Raw genomic sequence first — 16662 nt, forward strand, 5'->3', positions numbered from 1 at the left:
ATGGCACACCTACTACGCATCGCCGCCGTGACCGCAGCGAGTTGCTGCGCCGTCCTGATCGCGGCCCCGATCGCGACCAGCGACCCGTTCGAACCCGTACTCTCCGCCGATCTCGGCTCCAGCACCCCCGCTCTCGCCTCGAAGATGATCGCCCGTTTGATCGTGCCGCCGCATCATTTCGCGGCCTTCGACAGCATCATCACTCATGAGAGCGGCTGGAATACCTTCGCCATCAACCCCGCGAGCGGTGCGTACGGTCTCGGTCAGGCACTGCCGCCGGAGAAGATGTCCTCGCACGGCTGGGATTGGCAATTCAATCCGCTGACCCAAATCCGTTGGGCCTACGACTATATGAACCTCCGCTACGGGAGCCCTGAAGCCGCGTGGGTGTTCTGGCAGGCCCACCACTGGTACTGAAATACCCTGGGGCACAGCTCAGATAGGTGTCGGCCGATCGCCCGCGAGCAGCATCTGCGGGACCTGGGTGAAATTCCAACGATCCGTCGGCGCCGCGCGATTGAAGACGTAGACGATGTCGTAGCGGTCGCCCGGCCATGAGGTCGGCGGCGCCGGCTCGACCGGCCCCAAATGCGCGACGATCGCGGCGATATTCTCGTGCTGCCAACTGATCAGCACCGGATCGGTGGCACCCGCGAGCCCGGAAACCAGTTCGGCTTCTTGGCCTTTGGTGAATCGCTGATTCGGTGTGAGACCGAGCGCGGCGGCCAGCGGGACAATCGTCTGCAATGGACGCTTGCTGCCATCCCCATTGGGGGCGGAGGCGAAAATCGTTGCGGGCCGGACCAAGTGCGGACGCAGCGGCGCGGGCGCGCCGTCGGAGCCGCGCGGATCGAACAGCGCCGTCAACGCGCCTGCGCGATTCCAGCCGAGCACGGTCAGCGATTTGTCGTCCTTCTCCCCCGCCTCGGTGATCCCGTCGGGTTTGCCCGAACCACTGGGTTTCTCGGCATGGCGGATGATCATCACCGTGCCGGGCATCGGCGCGCCGGGACGCGTGGGCGGCGGCGCGGCGGCCGGTTTGTCGTGCGCCTTCTTCTTTTCCGGACCGCACGCGGTCAGCAGCGCGCTCGACGCACCGAGCGCCAGCAGCGATCGTCGGTCCACAGGCATAGCGCACACGGTAGCCGACCGGTGCGGCACACCTCTTGCACGGTCGGAACAACAATCGGTACCGCCTGCGGTATTTGGCCAACGATTGGCGGCATACAACCGATCAGGCGCTCCGCGCGGCATCCGACACGGAGGGAACCCGGTCGAGCCATGATCCAAAAACATACCGTTTACCTGCAAAAAGGGGAGCGACTCCCCCATAGACACCAATGATCGCCGAGCGCATCATTGACCCAGGTCCTGTGCCGTTCGTCGGGGGAACGTCAAAGGTAAATCGGCAAGGATGAGGACTGTTCAATGTTCATCAGAAAATTGGTGGCAACCTCGGTGCTGGCCATAGCGGCAACGAGCATCACCACCGTCATGGCGCACGGCGAGGCCGAACTCGCGCACGATGTCACGATCAATGGGGTGGACGGCTCCGTCGCCTACACGACCACGCTCGCGGCCGACCATTCCACTGCGGTCGTCGATCTCGCCTCCGGCAAATTCGTTCTCGGCGGCGACGGCGTCACCGTGGTGGCCGCCGATGGCGCGACGGTGGGCACCATACCGACGGTGCTGCGGGTGCCAACCGGTGAAACCTATGCCGTCACACCGTCTTTGAGCCGCAATGACACCTCGTTGACGCTGACCCCGGTGGGTGGTCCCACGCAGGCCGCGCTCGATTCGCGGGATCTGCCATTCACGCATCAGGCCGATAGCGACGGCGGCGCGGTCGTCGCGGGCGCGGTGATCGGATGCGTCGTCGGCATCGTCATCGGTATCTGGTTCTTCCTGGTCGGCGCGATTGTCGGCTGCTTCATCGGCGCGATCATCGGTGGTTTGATCGGGCTGGCCCTCTGAGTATCGAACCCATTGCGAACGGCGAGCCGAACCGCGGCGCGAACTGCCCGCGGCTCGGCTCGCTGTTCGGGGTCCCGGTCATCGTGCCCGCACAAGCCGGACTGCTCGCACTGCCGTGTCACACTCCGAGGTTGGATTTCGTCATCATCGCGAAGGCCGAAACAACGAAGGGAAGTGCTCCATGAGGATCGCGGTGGCGGGTGCGAGCGGACTGGTCGGAAGCGGAGTGGTCGAACTGCTCCGCACGCGCGGGCACGAGGTCGTGCCGATCACCCGCGCGGCCGGTGTCGATGTCTACACCGGCATCGGACTGCTCGAAGCGCTGACCGGTGTCGAGGTGGTGATCGACGCGCTCAACGCCCCGGAGAATCCCGACACCGACGCGGCGGTCGACTTCTTCACTCGGACGGCCACCAATCTCCAGCGGGCGGCCGAGACCGCAGGCGTGCGGCGCATCGTGCTGACCTCCATCATCGGCATCGATCCGTTCGTGAGCGGACACAATGCCGGGAAGCTGGCACAGGAGCGGACGCTGCGGGCAGGGCCGGTGCCCGTGCACATCGTCCGTGCCGCCCAGTTCCACGAATTTCCGCGCATGATGCTGGAGTGGACCACGCAGGCCGACACGGCCTACATTCCGCCGATGCGCACCCAGTTGGTGGCCCTGCCCGCGGTGGTCGACAAACTGGTCGAGATCGCCGTGGATCCGCTGGCCCCGGAGCTGGTGAATATCGCAGGGCCGCAGGAGTTGCGTCTAGTGGACGCCGCGGCCGAATTGGCCGCGCGCCGCGGCTATCCCGCGCGAGTCGAGGAGATTCCGGTCACGGACGCCACCACGAAACTGCAGGACGCGGGCGCACTGCTCCCCGGACCGGATGCGGTCCTGACCGGGGAGACCTTCGGCGCGTGGCTCGACCGGAACTATCCGGTTCACTGACCTCGCGCCTGCTGCTCGAATCCGTAGCCGAGCCGGATATCGTGCGTGGCGCGGCCGCCGGTGACGGTGACGCGGCTGGTCACCGGCGGATAGCCGCGCGCAACGACCGTGTACTCCCCTTCCGGCAGATCGGGTACGAGGTAGCGGCCCGCATCGTCGGTGTGGGCGGTGGCGGTCAGATCCCCGCCGCCGTCGAGCAGCATGATCTGCACATCGGGCACGGATCTGCCCTCGGCCCATGCGGTTCCGGCGAGCACGGCCATGGGGTCGAGGGTGATGTCGTGGTGCAGTCCGCTGTCGGAGACGGTGAGGGTGGCGGCGGCCGGGCGCATGTGGTCGGCCACCGCGACCATGGTGTAGGCGCCCGAGACCACGCCGTGGCAGGAGTAGACGCCCGCCTCGGTCGTGACGGCCGCGCCGACCACCTCGCCGTGCGGGTCGGTGAGGGTGACCGTCGCGCCCTGCAGCGGATTGCCGCTTGCCGCCGAGCGGACCGTCCCGGAGACCTGTCCGGCGCCCATCAGTGTGAGGTCCAGATGCTGCGGCCACGGCCCGGCCACCACGCTGATGGCGGTGGGCTGGTGGCCGTGGGCCGAGACGATCAGCACGTAGCTGCCGTTCTCCGGCGCGTCGATGGTGTACCGACCGCGACCATCGCCCGAACCGCGCGATACCTGGCGGCCGCGCTTGTCGATGAGGGTCAGCGCGGCGTCGGGTACGGGGCGGCCGTCCTCGTGGCGGATCGAGCCGGACAGCGAATGTTCCAGTGCCACCGGCTCCTGCGTGAATTCCGCGACGGCGGTGCCGAATTCGGCAGCGGGCGCCTCGCCTTGCAGTGGTAGTTCCCGCATGAACAGCAGCACCACGCCCGCCAGCGCCGCGACCGCCGCCGCGACATAGAACACCGCCGAGATGGCGTCGGTGAACCCGGTCAGCACCGGAATCTTCAGTTGTGCGGGCAATTCGGTGATCCCGGCGGTATTGCGCTGGAGCTGATCCAGATGTTCGGCGGCGAAGCCGGGTGGCGGCGCGCCGCCGAAGGCCGCGATGATCTTGTGCGGCAACAGGTTGAACAGCACGGTGAGGAATACCGCGACGCCGAGTGTGCCGCCCATCTGCCGGAAGAAGGTGGCGGCGGCGGTGGATACGCCCATATCCGAACGTGGTCCGGCGTTTTGGGCGGCGAGGATGAGTGTCTGCATGCACGCGCCGAGTCCGGCTCCGATGACGGCCTGATACAGCAGCGAATGCAAGACCGGGCTGTCGTAGTGCACCCGCCCGAACAGCGCGGCCCCGCCGGCGATGACGAAACACCCCGCGATGGGCATCATCTTGTAGCGGCCGGTGTACTTGGTGACCATGCCCGCCGCCTGCCCGCCCACCATGATGCCGAGTACCAGCGGCAGCATGAGCAGACCGGATTTGGTGGGCGAATATCCGCGCACCACTTGGAAATACAGCGGCACCAGCACGATGGCGCCGAACATGGCCACGCCGAGTATGGTGCCGCCCGCGATGGCGACGCTGAAAGTGGAACTGCGGAACAGCCGCAGCGGAATGAGCGCGGCATCCTTCATCACGTATTCGGCCAGCAGGAACAGCACCAGTCCGGCGAGGGCGACGCCGTAGCAGAGCAGTGCGCGATCGGAGCGCCAACCCCAGGCGCGACCCTGCTCGGCGACGATGAGCAGCGGCACCACGGCGATGCTCAGCAGGAGCGCGCCGAACCAGTCGACGCGGTGATCCTGGCGCAGGTGCGGCACATTCAGCACCCTGGCCACCACGAGCAGCGCGAGCAAGCCGATCGGCACATTGACCAGGAAGACCCAGCGCCACCCCTCCAGACCCCACAGCAGATCCAGGCCGGAGAAGAATCCGCCGAGCACCGGGCCGAGCACCGTGGCCCCGCCGAAGACGATCATGAAATAGCCCTGGTAGCGCACGCTTTCGCGCGGCGGGACCAGATCACCGATGATGGTGAAGGCCAAGGACATGAGCCCGCCCGCGCCCAACCCCTGGATGGCGCGGAACCCGGCCAACTGGTACATCGAGGTCGCGAAGGTACACGCGATCGACCCGAGGACGAACACCCCGATCGCCAGCAGGTACCACGGCTTTCGACCGTAGATATCGGCCAGCTTTCCGTAGAGCGGTGTGGAGATGGTGGCGGTGATCAGGTAAGCCGTTGTGGCCCAGGCCTGTTCGTCGAAGCCGTGCAGGCTGTTGGCAATGCGGACGATGGCGACGCCGACGATGTTCTGATCCAGCGCGGCCAGGAAGATGCCGAGCAGCAACCCGGAGAGAATGGTCAGGATCTGCCGGTGCGACAGCGCCGCGCTGGAGCCCCTGTGCTGGTCCGGCGGCGACTCGGGGGCCAGGGTGGTCGTATTCGTCATGGATGAGCCCTGATTCTCACTCGGTCAACGATGGCAATATCGTGCGAAACAACAGCTGTGCGAAAAGCAATGGTGCTGGGCACGGGCGAAAATGCGCGGTCGAACTGATGGTGAATCTCAGCGTGCGGCAATGTCGGCGAGCTTACCGCTGTCCGAATCGCCACCGCCGCCGAGGCTCTCGTAGCCGGACCTGCGGCGATCATTCCGTCACTGGACGAATCGGCATTCTTCGCGGACCTTGGAGCCATGATCATGCGGCACAGGAGAACCACTGCGGCATCGACCGCACGGACAGGCGACACAGCAGGGGCCGTATCGACAGGCAGGGTCGCGCTCGCCGCACTGCTGGTGGGCACCGCGGCGCTCGCGGCCTGCGGGCGCGCCGAGTCCAAGCCCGAGACTCGCGACGGACTCTGGGAGAGCACCGATTACGCCGGGATCCTGGACATCGAGGGCGACCAATTGCAGATCTACGAGACCACCGCGGTCAGCTGTCTGAAGGTCGAGACCAGCACCGGGTTCGCCGCACCTGACCGCTTCCTGATGAAGGAGGGGGATGGCGTCACCGTGCGCGTCATCGACGCCGACCGTGCCGCCCTGCACCTCGAGGGCGCACCGGGCGACCGCCCGCTGCGACGGCTGTCGGGTCTGCCCGAGACGTGTAAAGCCGCACCGCCCAGCGCTTTCGACGTGTTCTGGCAGACCTTCCAGGACAACTACCCATTCTTCGCGGCGAAAGGTATCGATTGGAACCAGGTCCGGGACCGCTGTCGTGAGCGCGCGCTCAGCGCCGAGCGCGCGGGCGACGACGCCGGACTGTTCGCCGTATTGAAGGAGATGATCACCCCGCTCGACGATGCCCATGTCATGCTCACCGACGGGAAAACGGAGATGGTGGCCGAAGCGCGGCCCGGCACCACGCTGCCGAGCAAGGCACTCGACGAGCAGGTGCGGACCTTCCTCCGGGAGCGCGATCTCGGCGGGCAGCCGTGGGCCGAATTCGCCAATGGCCGTGTTGCTTTCGCGACACTGCCGAATCGACCCGAGATCGGATACCTGCGCGTCTCCGGCTTCTCCGCCTACACCGCCGCCCGCACCTTCGAGGCCAATAGCGCCGAACTCGCCCGCGCCCTCGACACCGTCTTCGACGGCCCGCGCCTGGCCGGGCTGCGCGGACTCGTCCTGGATGTGCGTCTCAATGGCGGCGGTTCCGACAGTCTGGCCCTCCAGTTGGCGGGCCGATTCACCGATCGCTCATATCTGGCCTACACCAAGAAGACTCGCACCGCCGACCCGCGCCCGATTCAGGTAGAACCGGCCCATGCCCCATACACCGGCCCGATCGCCATACTGACCGGCGGCTCCACGATGAGCGCGGGCGAGACGTTCACCCAGGCCATGATGGGCCGCCCCGGCCGGACCCTGCGCATCGGGCAGCCGACCCAGGGCGTGTTCTCGGATGTGTTGGGGCGCAAGTTGCCCGGTGCGAGCCGCGCCGAATGGAGCTTCGGACTGCCCAATGAGATCTTCCTGACCGCCGACGGCAGGGCCTTCGACGGGCCGGGTATTCCGCCCGATATCACCGAACCCGTCTTCACCGAGGACGAATTCGCCCAGCGTCGGGATTCGGCATTCGATCGGGCCGTGGCCGAACTCGGGCGCTGAGCGGCGCTCACGCCAGTATCTCGACCAACCGGTCCCGAACCATCCGGGCCACATTCGGTGTGAGCCCGACGCGCTCGGTGAGCAGTTCCAGGCTGCGCACCACTTGGAGCGCCCGAATGCGTTGCGGCAGTTGCGGTTCGGCCAGATCGATGCGGGCGGCGGCCAGGAATTCCGGCCACGCGGCCTCGAGCACGCCTTCGCCCGCGAAACCCACCGACCAGGCCCACCAGGCCGGGTCGAATAGTCGATCGGCCATGCGCACCGATTCGAAGTCCAGCAGGCCCGTGATCGCGGTGCCGTCGCTGAGGACATTGACCAGTCCGTAGTCACCGTGTGCCAGCACGGGTTGGCGGCCCGCGAAAAGGGCGGGCAGCTCGGCGATCACCGCGTCCACCGCCGCCCGCCCACGCCGTGGCAGCTCCGGAACAAGCTGTGCGGCCCAGGTTTTCGCGCGCGTGGCGAGTCGATCCGGATCGGACCAGAGACCGTCGAGCACCAAACCCGCCGTCGGCAGCCGCCGGAACGCGGCCAGCATCCGCCCCATCTCGACCGCGATCTCGCCGAATCGGTCCGAGTCGTATCCCATTTCGACGTGGGCGGAGACCGGGAGACCGGGCAGCGCGTCGAAGACGATCCAGGCCGGGTCCGCGTCGAGGTCGAAGTGCCGGATGCGCGGCACGACGATACCGCGCAGGGCGGCCGGTTCGCGCAGCGCGAGCATGACCCTGGCGCGCCGCTCGGCACTGGCGCGGCCCCGATAGCGTTGCAGCACAACGCGTTCGCCATCGGCAAGGGTCAACAGTTCGGTGCGGTTGCGAAACCCCCAGGCGTCGGGGGCACTCTCGGCGATGGGTTGGCCGACGATCTGCTCGAGCCAGTCGTACTGCGCGCGATCCACCCGCCATACCCTAGCGCCTGATGCTCGAGTCACAGTGGATGCCTTCGCCGGACGCCGGGGACTTGTGCGGCACGCACCCGAGGCCGATCTCAGAACAGCGTCATCGGCGCGGCGCGCGCCGGGTCCGGCAGCGGCGACAATTCCGGCAGACGTGCCCGCACCGCGTCGTGGAAGCGGCGCGAGAGTTCCCGCGCGGCGGCATTGTCGGGGGTGTGGATGAATACCGTGGGCGAGCGCCCTTCGCGCAGCCATTCGGTGACGACATCGAGCCAGGGCCGCCACCCGGCCACGGTGCGCGCCTCCTCGGCGCGGCCGTGATAGCGCACGATGGGGAATTCGGTGAGCGCGCGGGTGCGGCGCGGCACCCGCGGCTTCTTCGACCAGGCCTCCTCCTCGGTGGCGGTCGTGGGCGGACCGTCGAAAAGTACGGTGGTGTCGAACGGTATCCATTCGCCACCGACTCGGGACAGCACCCCCTCCAATTGCGCGGCGGCCCGCTCGTCGGCGAAGAAGGCGGGATGACGAACCTCGACGGCGGGCCGATACTCGGTCGGCAGCCGACGCAGGAACCGCGCGAGCACACCCAGGTCGTTCGGGCCGAAAGAGGCGGGCAGTTGCGCCCATACCGCATGCAGCCGAGGACCGAGCGGTTCGACGGCGACAAGGAACTCGCGCATCTCCGCCGCCACCTCGGTGAGCCTGCGCTCGTGGGTCACCGTGCGCGGCAACTTGATGACGAAGCGGAAATCCGGATCCGTCTGGCGCGCCCAGGATTCCACGGTCGCGCGGGTGGGTGTCGCGTAGAAGGTGGTGTTGCCCTCGACGGCCGTGCAGTGATCCGCGTACGCGCGCAACCGCGCACCGCTCGGGCCGCTGTCGTGCCAGGCCGGGTGCGTCCACATCGCACATCCCACGTGAAGCCGCATACCGTCGAAGTTAACGCACCTGCCCGACACCGATCGCGCCCGTCCCGGCCGGATTTCGGCTTCCGCTACGGCGCGTCGTGGCGCACACTGCTTTGCTATGACGACTCCGCAGTGGCATCGAGGAACGGTGCGCTGGTTCGACGCCGAAAAGGGTTTCGGCTTCCTGGATCCGGACGAAGGGTTCGGCCAGGTGTTCGTCGAGTACACCGCGATCACCACCCCCGGCTACAAAACGCTCGCCGCCGGCCAGCGCGTGGTGTTCGCCTACGAACTCAAACCGCGCGGTATGGAGGCGAGCGCGGTGCGCCGCGAATGAGCTGAGGCACCAACCGTTCCGTACCTGCCGGTACGCTGGCGGCATTGTCTGTTCCAGGTCTTTCCGAGTCTTTCCGAGCATTCAGCACGGCAGCACTGACCCGAAGGATGGCGAGCACGGATGAGTACGGCACCCACCACCTCGACCCGACGCGGCGCACCGCTGACCCGGCTGCTGCGCGGAGCACTGCTGCTGATCGCGACCCTGCTCGGATTGTTCGCGGCACTCGCGCAATTGGCCGCGATCATCCCGGTCGGCTGGACAAAACCCTTGCTGCGCAACGACCTTGCGCAGACAGCGTTCCTTCTGCTCGGCGGGCTGCGCGATCCGCTGGGCTCGTGGAATGTCGCCCTCGCGGTCGTAGCGGTGCTCATCGCGCTGGTGGCCCTGCGCATGCGCGGCCGCAGGCGACTCGCGGGCGCGATCACGCTGCTCGCCGCGACAGGTCTGGCACTCGCGCTGGTCACCGGCGTCGGCCTCATGGTCTCGGTGCACAGCGCGACGGGCCGCTGGATCACCTTCGCCCCCGAAATCCCCTATCGCCAGGCAGGCGAACCACCCACGCGCACCGTCGAATACGCGACTTTCGACGGCGTCCCGCTGCGCGCCGACCTCTACCTGCCCGAAACCGCCGCTCCCGCACCGCTGGTCCTCAGCATCCACGGCGGCGCGTTCATCATGGGCCACCGAGGCACCAACCCGTACACCACCTGGCTGGCCGACCAGGGCTATGCCGTCCTCGATATCGACTACCGACTCGCCGACGATCGAAACCACCGCTGGGATACCGAGGAGGGCGACGCCGCCTGCGCGCTGACCTGGGCGAACGCCTATGCGGCGGAATTCCGCCTCGACATGAATCGCGTCGCCACCATGGGCGGTTCGGCGGGCGGCAATCTGGCCATCAATGTGGCCAACAAGGTGAATGCCGGTGCGCTGCAACCCACTTGCGGCACAGCCGCCGACCTGCCGAAGGTGCGCGCCGTGCTGGCACTGTATCCGGCGGTGGATCTGACCGCATCGGGCACCGAGACCGCCGTGGGCGTCGATGCCGCCCGCCAGTATGTCGGCGGCCCGCCGTCGCAGTTCCCGGATCGCTTCACCGCCGTGGACTCCGGCCCGCACCTCACGAAGGCTTCGCCGCCGACGCTGATCATTCAGGGCGGCGGCGATCATCTGGTGCTGGCCGAACACTCGGCGGCCTTCGCGAAACGGTTGGCAGACGCCGGAATTCCCAACAGCTACGTCGAATTACCGTTCCTGGACCACGGATTCGGCGGCACCTCCCTCGATACCGGCGCCCAAGTGACCCGCGAACTCGGACTGTCCTGGTTGCGCCGATATCTCTAGGGCACAGGCCCTATGCCCCACCGAGTGAGTCGAGCATCGCGAAGAATTCGTGGGTGCCTTCGATATCTACCTTCCTGCCGAGGACCTCGGTCCTGGCCATGAGTTCGATGCGCCCGTTCCAGCGGTAGACGTGGTGACTGACCGGCCACGGGAGCCGCGCGTAGCCGGTCGCGGCGACTCCCGCCAGTGCCGCCGCCGCGCGCAGCGCTTCCCCATCGTTGATCGGGTAGGTGAAGAAGGGGCGTTTGGTCGGGATGACGAACAGCGCGCCCGCCGCGCCCAGCAGCTCCGGGTAGCGGTCGAGCCAGAGGATCTGCGCGGTGGCGTACTCCGAACCGCCGACGACCGAGATGGGCAGCCCCTCCGAGAGGGGATCGGCGAAGTCCGCGCGCTGTATCTCGAGGCGACCGTCCGCGCGCACATTCGCCTCGGCCAACGCGAACAGGTCCCGTTCGCCGATCGGCCACTCGCGCAGCATGTCGTAGGTCACCGCGTGGACGGCGTTCACCGAGTCGAACACCACGCGCTGGGCGAGGCCGGGTGCGATGAAGCGCCGCACCGCGCCGTTGGCCGGGCTGCCGCTCGGGTAGAGCCTGGTCCGCACGAGCGCGCGCACCTCGTCGAAATCGCGATAGACGATCGGGCTCTCCTGATCGAGTTCGAATGCGGCGATTCCGGTGCTCATATGGTCGGCGACCAGGGCGGGCCACTCGTCGCGCTCCTCCACGGCGGCTATGCGGCGCAGATTGGCCAGCGCCATGACGAATCCGTCCCCGTCCAGGATCAACCGCACCTCGTCCGGGCCGAGCACCTCGCACCGGTAGCCGAATTGCCGCGCGGTCTGCTCGATCATGCTCAGCAATGGATCCTCGGCGACCACAAACTCCCCCTCAAATAGACCCGCTTATTCTAGGCGTACCTCCGCCTTCGCTCCGGCCATGCGCAGGTCTGAGGACGGCTACGCCGACAGCGACCACTGTGATCCAAGCCACCAGGGCCGAATCGGGAATAGGTCCGGGACCAACCCTGTTCATTTGGTTGCCACATCCACCAAATGGATGGCAGACTACCCCTGGGAAGGAGGGTGTCGTGCAGTTCGGAATCTTCACCGTCGGCGATGTGACCGCCGATCCCACCACCGGTCGCACCCCGACCGAGAACGAGCGCATCAAGGCCATGGTGGCCATCGCCCAGAAGGCCGAAGAGGTCGGCCTCGACGTCTTCGCCACCGGTGAGCACCACAACCCGCCCTTCGTGCCGTCCTCCCCCACCACCATGCTCGGCTATATCGCCGCGCGCACCGAGCGGCTGCAACTGTCCACCGCGACCACCCTGATCACCACCAACGATCCGGTGAAGATCGCCGAGGACTTCGCCATGCTGCAACACCTGGCCGACGGCCGGGTGGACCTGATGCTCGGACGCGGCAACACCGGCCCCGTCTACCCCTGGTTCGGCAAGGACATTCGCGACGGCATCGCACTCGCCATCGAGAACTACCATCTGCTGCACCGGCTTTGGCGCGAGGACGTGGTGGACTGGGAGGGCAAGTTCCGCACGCCGCTGCAGTCGTTCACCGCGACGCCCCGCCCGCTCGACGGCGTGGCCCCCTTCGTCTGGCACGGATCCATCCGCAGCCCCGAAATCGCCGAGCAGGCCGCGTATTACGGCGACGGCTTCTTCGCCAACAACATCTTCTGGCCCAAGGAGCACTTCCAGCGGCTGATCGAGCTGTACCGCCGCCGCTACGAGCACTACGGCCACGGCCCGGCCGAACACGCCATCGTCGGCCTCGGCGGACAGGTGTTCATGCGCAAGAATTCGCAGGACGCGGTGCGCGAGTTCCGACCCTACTTCGACAATGCCCCGGTCTACGGGCACGGCCCCTCGCTGGAGGAGTTCACCGAGCAGACCCCGCTCACCGTCGGCAGTCCACAGGAGGTCATCGACAAGACCCTCACCTTCCGCGACACCTTCGGCGACTACCAGCGCCAGTTGTTCCTGGTCGATCACGCGGGCCTCCCGCTGAAAACCGTGCTGGAGCAACTGGATCTGCTGGGCGAGGAGGTTGTTCCGGTGCTGCGCGCGGAATTCGCCGCCCGACGCTCCGCCGGGATACCGGACGCGCCCACCCATGCCGCGCTGGTCGAGGCCGCGCAGCGCGAGGCGGTGACCCGATGACCCGCATCGCGGTCGTCTCCGCCGGGCTGTCCCAGCCCTCCTCCACCCGGCTGCTCGCCGACCGACTGGCCGCCGCCACCGAGCGTGCACTCGCCGACGGCGGCCGCGAGGTCACCCTCGATGTCATCGAATTGCGCGACCACGCACACGATTTGGCGAACAACCTGGTGACGGGCTTCGCGCCGCCTCGGTTGCGCGAGACCATCGAGCGGGTCACCGCGGCCGAGGGCATCATCGCGGTGACGCCGATCTTCAACGCCTCCTACAGCGGGCTGTTCAAGACGTTCTTCGATGTGCTCGAGGCGGATTCGCTGATCGGCACGCCGGTGCTCATCGGCGCGACCGGCGGCACGGCGCGACATTCGCTCGCGCTGGAACACGCCGTGCGCCCGATGTTCACCTATCTGCGTGCCGTCGTGGTCCCCACCTCGGTCTACGCCGCGTCGGAGGACTGGGCCTCCGGACAATCCGACGGATTGAATGCCAGGATCGCCCGCGCCGCAGGAGAATTCGCCGACACGCTCGGGGTGGGCCGACCGAGCCGACCCGTCGACCCCTACGCCGATCCGGTGCCCTTCACCCAATTGCTCGGCGACACCGCCCGCTGAGCCGACGGCTCGACTACATCGCACGCTGAACCATTCGGCAGCGCCGCCGAATCCGCCCACCGGACAACCGAATACCCAAGTAGTTCAACTCTTGATCAAACGAGGAGACATCATGTCCACCAGCACCGCCAACACACTCGCCGCAGGCACCTGGGTCATCGACCCGAGCCATTCCACCCTGGGCTTCTCGGTCCGCCACCTGATGGTGAGCAAGGTCCGCGGCCGCTTCACCGACTTCTCCGGCACGCTCGTCATCGGCGAGGACGGCAGCGCGAGCACCGATGTCGAGATGCGCGTGGAATCCATCACCACCGACAACGAGCAGCGCGACGGGCACCTGCGCACCGCCGACTTCTTCGATGCCGAGCAGTTCCCGGTGGCCACCTTCAAGTCGACCGGATTCCGGGTCGTCGGCGACGATTTCGAGGTCGACGGCGAATTCACCATTCGCGGTGTGAGCAAGCCGGTCACCCTCGAGGTGGAATTCCTCGGTGTGAACGCGGGTATGGGCAACGGCCCCGTGGCAGGCTTCGAGGCCAAGACCGTGATCAACCGGCGCGATTTCGGCATCACCATCGATATGCCGCTGCCCGACGGCGGTGCGGTCATCGGCGACAAGATCACCCTGTCGCTGCAGGTCGAGGTCGGCCTGCAGAGCTGAGTCGAAGGACCTCAGCCGTCGTAGGAGACGTGCGGCGTCCATTCGGATTCGGGTCGGGTGGCCGCGGCGTAGAGCGCCGCGGCCACCCGCTCCCGTGTGAAGGGGCCGGTGTCGAGTACGCCGTTGACCTGCACCGCTACCGCGCGCACCCCGTCCGGGGCGAGCGCGGTGTCCAAACTCGTGACCAGGTTGCGCACCGCCGCCTTCTGCACGCCCAGGGAAGCCGCCCGGTACCAGGGCTTGTCGGCGGCGGCGCTGCCGGTGACCAGGATCCGCGCACCCCTGCCGAGGTAGGGCCGGGCCGCCTGCACGGCGGGCAACAGGGCGGCCGCGCCGATGGTGAAATCGGCCACCAGATCCGCGACCGTCAACTCCAGCGGATCGACCTCGCGAAAGATGCTGGGGTTGAAGTGCAGCACATCAATGCGGCCGTGGCGGTGGCCGATGGTGGCGACCATGCGGGCCACCTCCTCCGGATCGCCCAGATCCGCGCCCGCGCCCCACGCCTGGTGCCCGGCCGCGCGCAGCCGCTGTGCCAGCGGTTGGGCCTCGGTCTCGGTGCGGGTGCACAGCACGATCGAATAGCCGTCGCGGGCAAAGCATTCGGCCACATTCAGGCCCAGGCCCGGCCCCGCGCCGATGCCGAGGAATACCGGGGCGGTCATATGCGCTTCCTCTCGCCGAAAAGCCTTCGCCGCTCGACGCTAGCAGTACCGACCGAACGCCCCGATACCATCGGGTCCATGGATCGAGGAGTTCATTGACGTGTCGTATGCCAAAGCCGCCGACGGCGTCCGTATCGCCTATCAGAGCGCGGGCGCGGGCGCGCCGCTGATCCTGCTGGCCGGACAGGCCAACAACCACCACTGGTGGGACGACATCCGCACCGATTTCCACGGCACCCACCGCACCATCACCATGGACTGGCGCGGCGCGGGCGACAGCGACAAACCCGACCGAGCCTGCACCACGGTCGATTTCGCCGACGATGTGATCGCCGTGCTCGACGATCTCGGGATCGAGCGGGCCGATGTGTACGGCACCTCGATGGGCGGACGCGTCGCGCAGTGGGTGGCCGCCAGGCATCCGGAGCGGGTCGGCGCACTCATCCTGGGCTGCACCTCCCCCGGCGACGCGCACGGCGTTCCGCGAGCACCCGAGGTGCGAAGATCACTGGCGCAACCGGATCGGGTGGCGGCCCGGCGCGCGCTCAAAGAGCTCATGTACACCCCCGCCTGGCTCGCGACCCACACCGGCCCGTTGCAGACCCTTGGCGATCCGACTATGCCGCCCTACGCCCAACGCCGGCACCGCATCGCCAGCGCCCAGCACGATGCGTGGGATGCCCTGCCGCACATCCGATCCCGCACCCTGGTCCTGCACGGCGGCGACGATATCTTCAATCCGGCCGCCAACGCACCGTTGCTCGCCGAGCGCATTCCGGGAGCCGAACTCCGGGTGATACCGGGAGCCCGGCACGCCTACTTCGACGAATTCCGGACCCTGGCAAGCCCTTTGGCGCTCGAATTCCTCACCGCCTGATCAGGAGAAGGCCCGCGCGACGAACGGCATGCTGTCGGGCAGCGACCCGGCCACCGTCGCGCTGTGATCCAGGCCCGGATAGATGTGCACCTCCGGGCGCACACCGTGAGTCTCCAGGTCCGCGATCAGCTTCAAGGTCAGCGGTAGGAAGACGTCGGTGTCATTGGTGCCCTGGCCGAGGAATAGCGGCCGGTCGTATCCGGTGAGCGGCACATCCATCACCTCGTGCGCGTACTCGGCGAAGGGGCCACTCGAAAGCGGTTGGGAGAAAAGCTGGTTCACGGTGATCGAACCGAACTTCTCGGCGGCCTGCGCGGTGAGACACATCTGCTCGGCCGCCGTGACCACTTCCTTGCCGATCGGGGTCAGATAGGCGTCCGCGTCGAAGGCCGGGCGCGCGGCCTTCAAACCGACCATGATGTAGGCGGCATAGGCCGTGAGGTGGCTGGACGGGATGGGCGGTGTCTGCGGACCGATCAGGGACGCCGCCTCGACCACATTCGAGGCCGGTCCGGTCGCCACCGCGCCGCGATAGTCGAGTTCGGGCGCGTACCGGGTCGCCATCGCCGCGGTGAAGACCGCCGCGCCACCCCCTTGCGACTGGCCGATGGCCATCCATTTCGCGGCCAGCGTGGGATCCACCGCCCGTGCGGCACGCACCATATCGATGCCCGCGTGCGCCTCGGCCCGACCGTCGAGGTAGGTGTGCACGCCGGGTGTGCCGAGGCCGATGTAGTCGGTGGCGACCACGGCGTAGCCCTGCTTCAGCCAGGTGGACAGGTAGTTCTTGTCGCGGTCGGAGCGACCGGCCACCGAGGGCGCGCACTCGTCGGCCACGCCGACGGTGCCGTGCTCCCACGACAGCACCGGCCAGCCGCCGGGCGGCGGCGTGCCCGCCGGGACGAAGATCGCTCCGGTGGACAGCGCGGGCTCATCGAGCGAGGTCCGGGTCCAGTAGGTCAGCCTGCGGGCCGAGCCGGTGCCGTCCAGCCACAGCTCGGCGGGCAATTCCGTGTTGCCGACGACCGCGCCCGGCGCGCCGCCCGCGGGTTCGGCCAGGGCGGCGCCCGCCAGGGATCCGGTCAATAGTCCGGCCGCGGCCAGGGCGGTCACTGCGCGTCGCAATTTCACGGGCGGCATCCTCTCGAATGGAATCCGATGTCACATTGAGACATCTACTGCGGACTATTCTTACCACGCCGCAT

17 protein-coding genes are annotated in these 16662 nt (G+C 67.6%); 10 read left to right on the forward strand and 7 right to left on the reverse strand.

Annotation, left to right across the window (positions count from 1 at the left end):
• Positions 1-417, forward strand: a complete 417-nt coding sequence (locus D5S18_RS02770) for an aggregation-promoting factor C-terminal-like domain-containing protein (protein WP_120037637.1) — start codon at positions 1-3, stop codon at positions 415-417.
• 18 nt (positions 418-435) lie between these two features.
• Here D5S18_RS02770 and D5S18_RS02775 read toward each other — a convergent pair whose 3' ends face one another.
• Positions 436-1131 (reverse strand): histidine phosphatase family protein, encoded by a 696-nt coding sequence (locus D5S18_RS02775; RefSeq protein WP_203236549.1) that lies wholly within the window; start codon positions 1129-1131, stop codon positions 436-438.
• A 297-nt stretch (positions 1132-1428) separates the two neighbouring features.
• Between D5S18_RS02775 and D5S18_RS02780 the strand changes: the two genes are divergently transcribed.
• Together D5S18_RS02780 and D5S18_RS02785 are read left to right on the forward strand one after the other, a co-directional pair.
• Positions 1429-1977, forward strand: coding sequence for a DUF8020 domain-containing protein (locus tag D5S18_RS02780; protein WP_120037639.1), 549 nt, complete (start codon positions 1429-1431; stop codon positions 1975-1977).
• 181 nt (positions 1978-2158) lie between these two features.
• A complete protein-coding gene (locus D5S18_RS02785; RefSeq protein WP_120037641.1) occupies positions 2159-2914 on the forward strand; it encodes an SDR family oxidoreductase in 756 nt (251 codons plus the stop codon).
• Here D5S18_RS02785 and D5S18_RS02790 read toward each other — a convergent pair.
• Positions 2908-5310, reverse strand: a complete 2403-nt coding sequence (locus D5S18_RS02790) for an MFS transporter (protein WP_120037643.1) — start codon at positions 5308-5310, stop codon at positions 2908-2910. The genes D5S18_RS02785 and D5S18_RS02790 overlap by 7 nt on opposite strands.
• A 252-nt stretch (positions 5311-5562) precedes the next feature.
• Between D5S18_RS02790 and D5S18_RS02795 the strand changes: the two genes are divergently transcribed.
• Positions 5563-6975, forward strand: a complete 1413-nt coding sequence (locus D5S18_RS02795; RefSeq protein ID WP_120037949.1) for a S41 family peptidase — start codon at positions 5563-5565, stop codon at positions 6973-6975.
• 7 nt (positions 6976-6982) lie between these two features.
• On the opposite strand, the gene D5S18_RS02800 is transcribed toward D5S18_RS02795, so the two are convergent.
• Positions 6983-7873: a phosphotransferase family protein gene (locus tag D5S18_RS02800; protein WP_120037645.1), complete on the reverse strand. Its 891-nt coding sequence runs from the start codon at positions 7871-7873 to the stop codon at positions 6983-6985.
• An 89-nt stretch (positions 7874-7962) separates the two neighbouring features.
• Complete coding sequence (locus tag D5S18_RS02805) at positions 7963-8799, reverse strand: DUF72 domain-containing protein (RefSeq protein WP_120037647.1); 837 nt, start codon at positions 8797-8799, stop codon at positions 7963-7965.
• Positions 8800-8896: 97 nt separating this feature from the next.
• On the opposite strand from D5S18_RS02805, the gene D5S18_RS02810 reads away from it, so the two are divergent.
• Both D5S18_RS02810 and D5S18_RS02815 read left to right on the forward strand, forming a co-directional pair.
• Complete coding sequence (locus tag D5S18_RS02810; protein ID WP_120037649.1) at positions 8897-9115, forward strand: cold-shock protein; 219 nt, start codon at positions 8897-8899, stop codon at positions 9113-9115.
• Between the two features lie 120 nt (positions 9116-9235).
• Positions 9236-10465 carry an alpha/beta hydrolase gene (locus D5S18_RS02815; RefSeq protein WP_120037651.1) on the forward strand — a complete coding sequence of 410 codons (1230 nt, stop codon included), beginning with the start codon at positions 9236-9238 and terminating at the stop codon, positions 10463-10465.
• A 10-nt stretch (positions 10466-10475) separates the two neighbouring features.
• On the opposite strand, the gene D5S18_RS02820 is transcribed toward D5S18_RS02815, so the two are convergent.
• On the reverse strand, positions 10476-11318 hold the full coding sequence (locus D5S18_RS02820) for a hypothetical protein (protein WP_147403829.1): 843 nt from the start codon (positions 11316-11318) through the stop codon (positions 10476-10478).
• Between the two features lie 236 nt (positions 11319-11554).
• On the opposite strand from D5S18_RS02820, the gene D5S18_RS02825 reads away from it, so the two are divergent.
• The 3 genes from D5S18_RS02825 to D5S18_RS02835 all read left to right on the forward strand — a co-directional run bounded on the left by D5S18_RS02825 (position 11555) and on the right by D5S18_RS02835 (position 13915).
• Positions 11555-12646 (forward strand): LLM class flavin-dependent oxidoreductase, encoded by a 1092-nt coding sequence (locus tag D5S18_RS02825; protein ID WP_120037655.1) that lies wholly within the window; start codon positions 11555-11557, stop codon positions 12644-12646.
• Entirely contained in the window at positions 12643-13254 is a 612-nt protein-coding gene (locus tag D5S18_RS02830) for an FMN reductase (protein WP_120037657.1), read from the forward strand. Before D5S18_RS02825 ends, D5S18_RS02830 begins: the two co-directional genes overlap by 4 nt.
• A 112-nt stretch (positions 13255-13366) precedes the next feature.
• Positions 13367-13915, forward strand: coding sequence for a YceI family protein (locus tag D5S18_RS02835; RefSeq protein ID WP_120037951.1), 549 nt, complete (start codon positions 13367-13369; stop codon positions 13913-13915).
• Positions 13916-13926: 11 nt separating this feature from the next.
• On the opposite strand, the gene D5S18_RS02840 is transcribed toward D5S18_RS02835, so the two are convergent.
• Positions 13927-14580, reverse strand: a complete 654-nt coding sequence (locus tag D5S18_RS02840; protein WP_120037659.1) for an SDR family NAD(P)-dependent oxidoreductase — start codon at positions 14578-14580, stop codon at positions 13927-13929.
• Between the two features lie 100 nt (positions 14581-14680).
• Here D5S18_RS02840 and D5S18_RS02845 point away from each other — a divergent pair, with 100 nt between their 5' ends.
• Positions 14681-15457, forward strand: coding sequence for an alpha/beta fold hydrolase (locus tag D5S18_RS02845; protein ID WP_120037661.1), 777 nt, complete (start codon positions 14681-14683; stop codon positions 15455-15457).
• Here D5S18_RS02845 and D5S18_RS02850 read toward each other — a convergent pair whose 3' ends face one another.
• The gene (locus tag D5S18_RS02850; protein WP_439651077.1) at positions 15458-16582 is read right to left on the reverse strand and encodes a lipase family protein; all 1125 of its coding nucleotides are present in this window, start codon (positions 16580-16582) and stop codon (positions 15458-15460) included.
• Positions 16583-16662: the final 80 nt, after the last annotated feature.

This window comes from Nocardia panacis (assembly GCF_003598715.1).
Taxonomy (GTDB): Bacteria; Actinomycetota; Actinomycetes; order Mycobacteriales; family Mycobacteriaceae; genus Nocardia; species Nocardia panacis.